Origin of the sequence: Herpetosiphon sp., assembly GCF_003512625.1 — a bacterium.
In the GTDB taxonomy this organism is placed as follows: Bacteria; Chloroflexota; Chloroflexia; order Chloroflexales; family Herpetosiphonaceae; genus Herpetosiphon; species Herpetosiphon aurantiacus.
The window spans coordinates 1-5,375 of record NZ_DOPT01000026.1 but is presented as its reverse complement, the minus strand read 5'-3'; the positions used below and the strand labels follow the sequence as shown (position 1 = coordinate 5,375).

The 5,375-nt window shown below is 50.6% G+C and carries 3 protein-coding genes and 1 pseudogene; 3 read left to right on the top strand and 1 reads right to left on the bottom strand.

The genetic code is table 11. From position 1 onward, the window contains the following. Positions 1 to 283: 283 nt before the first annotated feature. Both DEF47_RS06180 and DEF47_RS06175 read left to right on the top strand, forming a co-directional pair. Positions 284 to 1,666 (top strand): glycogen synthase, encoded by a 1,383-nt coding sequence (locus DEF47_RS06180; RefSeq protein WP_012192024.1) that lies wholly within the window; start codon positions 284 to 286, stop codon positions 1,664 to 1,666. 17 nt (positions 1,667 to 1,683) lie between these two features. Then, entirely contained in the window at positions 1,684 to 2,202 is a 519-nt protein-coding gene (locus tag DEF47_RS06175; protein WP_012192025.1) for a GTP-binding protein, read from the top strand. A 22-nt stretch (positions 2,203 to 2,224) separates the two neighbouring features. On the opposite strand, the gene DEF47_RS06170 is transcribed toward DEF47_RS06175, so the two are convergent. Next, a complete protein-coding gene (locus tag DEF47_RS06170; RefSeq protein ID WP_012192026.1) occupies positions 2,225 to 4,378 on the bottom strand; it encodes a hypothetical protein in 2,154 nt (717 codons plus the stop codon). Positions 4,379 to 4,773: 395 nt separating this feature from the next. Between DEF47_RS06170 and DEF47_RS06165 the strand changes: the two are divergent. Further along, positions 4,774 to 5,375, top strand: a pseudogene (locus tag DEF47_RS06165) (hypothetical protein); the annotation flags it as partial.

Here is a 5,375-nt window from a genome sequence, read left to right as displayed (position 1 = left end):
CGGCTAAGGTTGATGCCTATAGGGTCAGCCCCCTGCACCCTAAAGTTCAATTGGTGAATACTCAGGGATCGGCCAAGTAGCTGAAATTATGGTTTTCGTGAAATGCATAAATTCTAAGGGTTACGGGTGTGATTGCAGGGCGATCATGCCCGTTTTTGCGTTAATTTCAGGCTATTTTTGGCTCGTGGCACAGCAAAAGCACTCTTCTATCAAGCCAACTGAACGAGTATAATGCAGGCAAGCACAGGATGCCCTTTCCTGTCGCGAGCGCAAAGGGGCTACCATGAAGGTCTTGTTTCTGGCAGCGGAAAGCGTTCCATTTGTCAAGGTCGGGGGGTTGGGTGATGTGGCGGGTGCATTGCCAGAGGCACTTCGTCGCCGAGGACTCGATGTTCGGCTGGTAATTCCGCGATATGGTACGATTGACCCTTTGCGCTGGAATTTAGGGCAACTCCGCGATAATTTTCCGGTTGGTTTGGATTGGCGTAGCGAAGAATGCCAACTTTGGGCAACCGCCGATCAACAAACTTGGTTTATTGAAAATCAATATTTCTTTGGATCGCGCACCACGATTTATGGCCATGGCGATGATGATGTGCGTTTTGCCCTTTTTTGCCACGCTGCCTTAGAAGCCTGCCGCCAGATGGATTGGTGGCCCGATGTGATTCATGCCCACGATTGGCATGCGGCTGCTGCAATTCGGATCGCTTGGGGCAATGCAGCTCGGCCAGCCTTAGTCTTTACAATTCACAATTTGGCCCATCAAGGGCGCTTTGCCAACGATGCTTGGCCCTTGGTTGGAGTTTACGATGCCTTTGGCGAATTGAATCTGATGGAGCAGGCGCTGTATACCAGCGATGTGATTACAACCGTTAGCCCAACCTATGCCGATGAAATTAAACGACCTGAATATGGCTTTGGGCTAGATCATATGCTGCGTGAACGTTCGGATCGTTTGGTTGGCATTTTGAATGGAATCGATCCACGCCACTTTGATCCGGCAACTGACCAACATATTGCCCAGCAATTTAGTATTGATGATTTGGCGGGCAAGGCTGTGTGTAAAGCGGCCTTACAACGCGAAGTTGGCCTGCCAGAGCGGGCTGATGTGCCGTTAGTGGCGGTTGTTTCACGGCTTGATAGCCAAAAGGGCATTGATCTGATTGTGCAAGGCTTAGGCCGGATTATTGCTGAAACCGATGCCCAACTGATGGTGCTTGGCTCAGGCTATGGCCCCTATGAAGATGCCTTCCGCGATGCCAGCCGGTTTGTGCCTGAACGGGTGGCAAATTATATTGGATTTAATGCACCCTTAGCACAACGGGTGTATGCTGGAGCTGATATTTTTCTCATGCCCTCGGCCTTTGAGCCATGCGGCCTGAGCCAAATGATCTCAATGCGTTATGGCACAATTCCAGTGGTACGGGCAACTGGCGGCTTGGTTGATACCGTGCCCGATATGAGCCAACCAGAAGGAGTTGGCGTGGTGTTTAGCGATTACAACGTTGATGCTATGCTGCATGGCTTAGGCCGAGCGTTAGCCGCCTATCGCTACCCCAATGATTGGAGCTATTTTGTGCGGCGGGCCATGACCCACGATTTTAGTTGGGATACTGCGGCAACCCGCTATGAAGATGTTTACCGTTGGGCGCTGAGCTTGCGCTAAATGAAAGGAGCATTCCTGTGGAAACATTTAAGCTCGTGATCACCGGAGCCTTTAACACGGGCAAAAGCACCTTTATTCGATCATTATCGGATATTGCTACTGTTGATACCGATAAAGCTACCTCGTCGCCCGATGAGCAACGTATCAAGGCCAATACCACCGTGGCAATGGATTATGGGCGGGTGGCGCTCGATGATTATACCTTGCGTTTGTATGGTACGCCTGGCCAAAACCGTTTTGAATTTATGCGTGACATTTTGGCCAGAAACATGAACGGCTTTTTGGTGCTTGTCGATCTCTCGCAACCTGCCACGATCGACGATGCAGCGGCAATTTTGGCTCAATTTCGCGATCATGGCGAAGTGCCGTATGCAGTTGTGGCCAATAAAAGCGATTTAAACACCGTCATTAGCCAAGCTGATCTGCGCCAACAGCTTGATTTGAATCCCGATATTCATATTTATTTGTGCACCGCGACTGATAAAAATTCAGTGCGCGAGGTAGTGCGCCGCTTTTTGCGCGATGCCCACAAGTGAGCCAATTAACCTTGCTAACTCGCTAAGTCTCTTGATTTAGGCTTGGCGAGTTGGCTCGCCCCAACCACCTCCAAATTGCCAAAACCCCAGCAGTACTACCCAAAAGCCCCAAAAACACCCATAAACTACGCCCTTGAAGATTGCTCAGTTGGCTGCCGAACCAACCATTGCGCATCAATAAACCAAGCCGTGAGGCCTCTAGCGGTTGGTCGGAGAGCAAAATGGCGCTGAGTGGTAATTCGGCAATTGCTGGATAGCCCCGTGGAATCGCATAGGTGATGTAGCGTGCCATCAAGGCTAAATTCCAGCCAACCAAACTTGCGATTAAGCCGATTGCTGTGCTCGGCCAGTGTCGCCAACGGTGCAGCAGGGCTGCCACACCCCAAGCCAAGCAAGGCGCAAGCGTGGTCAAACGGCGTAAACCAAAGGCTCCACTGCCATGCCAATCAGGCAAACGCGAAATATAAATCAAATAAATAATGACTGCCGCCAGATACGGCCAAGCTTGCCGTTGGCGAATGCTCAAGCCTAAGCCAACCAACCCTAGCACATAGATTGGTGTCCACCAGAGCATGCCGTAAAGCGAACCAACTAGCATTGGCCAAAGTTGGCTGCTGCGCGGTGTGGCAAAATTGCCACCTTGCGGAATTGTCAGCCACGCGCCATACAGCAAGCGCCACATCGCCAACTGTGGCAACACCACAAGCAAGCCAGCGAGCGCGGCGATGCCAAGACCTTTGATTAAATTCGGCCATGCTAGGCGTTGTTTGCCAACCAGCAACGGCCAAAGCAGCAGCGCTGGCAGTATCAGCACCAATGCACCAATCCAATAGCTGACAATCGTTGCGCCCATGCTCAAGCCTAGTTGCGCCCAACGCCCAAGGCTTGGTTGTTCGCGCAACCGTAGACTGGCCAGCGCCATCAAACTGACGCAGGCCGCCGAAAGGCTGTGGGCGTAGGCTCCTTGAAAGAGACTGTAATAGAGCAAATTGCTAGCAAGATAGATACTGATGGTGGCTAGGGCGGCGATTTTAGGGCTAAATTGGCGGCGCAGCAGTGCCTCGCAACTTAGGATGAAGATTAATCCAGCTAAGGCGCTGCCCCACGTTGTCAAAGCAAGATACGGTTGACTATAGCCATCGCTGGGCCAACCACCGAGCAGGGTAATGCCATGGCCGAGCCACCACAAGGGTGCGAACGCCATGGCTGGGCCAACACTCCACGGATTGGCGGCATAGCCCGTTTTGGTCAATTTCACCCCAGTGTTGAGTTCTAAGGGAGTTTGGCTAAACTCGTTGCTAAAATCAAAATCGTGATCGATGCCCGCCGAACGCAAATAGGCGTAATAGCCAACGCCATCATATTGTACCGTTGGAGTCCACAGGCTGAGCGTTGTGATCAGCCAAATCGCCACTAATAGCCAGCGCCAATTAACTGGGCGTGGCCAACGCTGCCACATATGGTATGCGCCAACTGCCAAGGCTGCCACCAGTAACAATTGGCTCAGGCTGTTGATCGCCGCCCGATTGAGCCAATTGCCCGACCAAGCTAAAGCCGCCAAGCCAAGGCTCAAGCCGCTGCCAGCGAGTGCCAGCCAATGCCGCGCCCAGCCAAGGCTAAGCAATAGCACTACGCCACAGAGCAAGGCCAAATTGCTGGAATTAAACGGCGTAGCATCAGGTAAAGCCGCCCAGCCGTTTGAACCAAGTTCCTGCCAACTGAGGTGGCTGAGCAATAAACCCAAGTTGCGTCCATCTTGTTCGCTTGGCTGATTGCGCAATTGCAATTGTTGCACATCGGCGGGCACAAATAGGCTGAGTTGGCGGAGTTCAGGTTGCAACGCTAGGCTCAGGGCTTGAGTTTGCTCAAATTGTAAGCTGGTCGGGCCAAATGGGGCTACATATTCAAGCTGAACTAGCCGCGCGTGGTTGCTGGCCGGCCAGAGTGGCACGTGTAAATTGCCATTGCTCCAGCGGTAGCTGCGGGTAGTTGGGCCAGTCGCGCCTGGCAAACTATTCGATTGCTCAAGGCCATACAAGCCGCCAACGCTGGTTGAAGTATGCTGCAATAGATTGGCCGAGCGGCTTGGTTGGGCATTCGCCCACCAACCAATAATCAGCCACAACAGCAACAACCCTCCAAGAGTGCCCCAGCGCGAACGCAAACCACGCAACATAATCCACCTATACACACAATGCTTGGCCTAGTATAGCCGATAGCCGAATCTGCTAATACGTTGATAACTGAGCAATCGCCAAGTACGAGTTAATCGAGGTAACAACATATTTTACTCTATTTTAATTATTCTAACCATGCTATGGGTAGTAATGTGCTCGAAACACCAGTTGATGGGTAAAGTACTACTTCACTATATGCCGTTCGTAAAAAAAGGATATTGTTTGAAATAGTACTAGTACTATAAGCAAGTAGTTCCTTTAGGGCTAAAAAATCACGTGCATGTTGAGGTAGTAATCCGCTAGGCATGTCACTATACTAGTTAGTAGCCTAATAATTCCCTTCTCTTAATTAAATTTATTTTTCTTAACTATTTTTTATTCTAAGGAGTTTTTTATGAATCCAAAATTGCAACGATGGATAACGCAGGTTATACTCCTTGTAACGATCGTGGTGGCTGGTGGAGTTAGTACCACCTTTGCCAATGTGGGCCAAGCAATCGATTCAGCAGCGGTAGACACAGTAGTTGAGCCAACCGCTGAACCAAGTGTTGAGCCAACAGCCGAGCCAACCACTGAGCCAACTGCCGAACCAACTGCAACCGATCTGCCTAGCACGCCGATTCCAACCGTAACACCTGTTTGTAATCCTCAGATTGATCTGTCTGGTTGGTTCTCCACGAACTCTCTTGGCAAAATTCAGAATAAATCGACTACTTGTGTCTACACGGTGGGCATGGCTTCGTATCAAAAAGTCGATGAAATTATTGATCATCAAGTGATTTATTCGTGGGAAACCGGACGAATTGAGCCAAACCAAATTCTAGCCTTGAACGTTGCAGTTCCTGAGTGTGCCGCCCAAATTGATTTATTTTATGGGCCAGTTTTACACTCGCTTGATGGGCAACGCTATGGTGAGCGATTAATTACTGCTCGTCATACTGGCGGAATTAACTATTGTGGTCTTGCTGCGCCAACCAGCACCGTTGAGCCAACCGC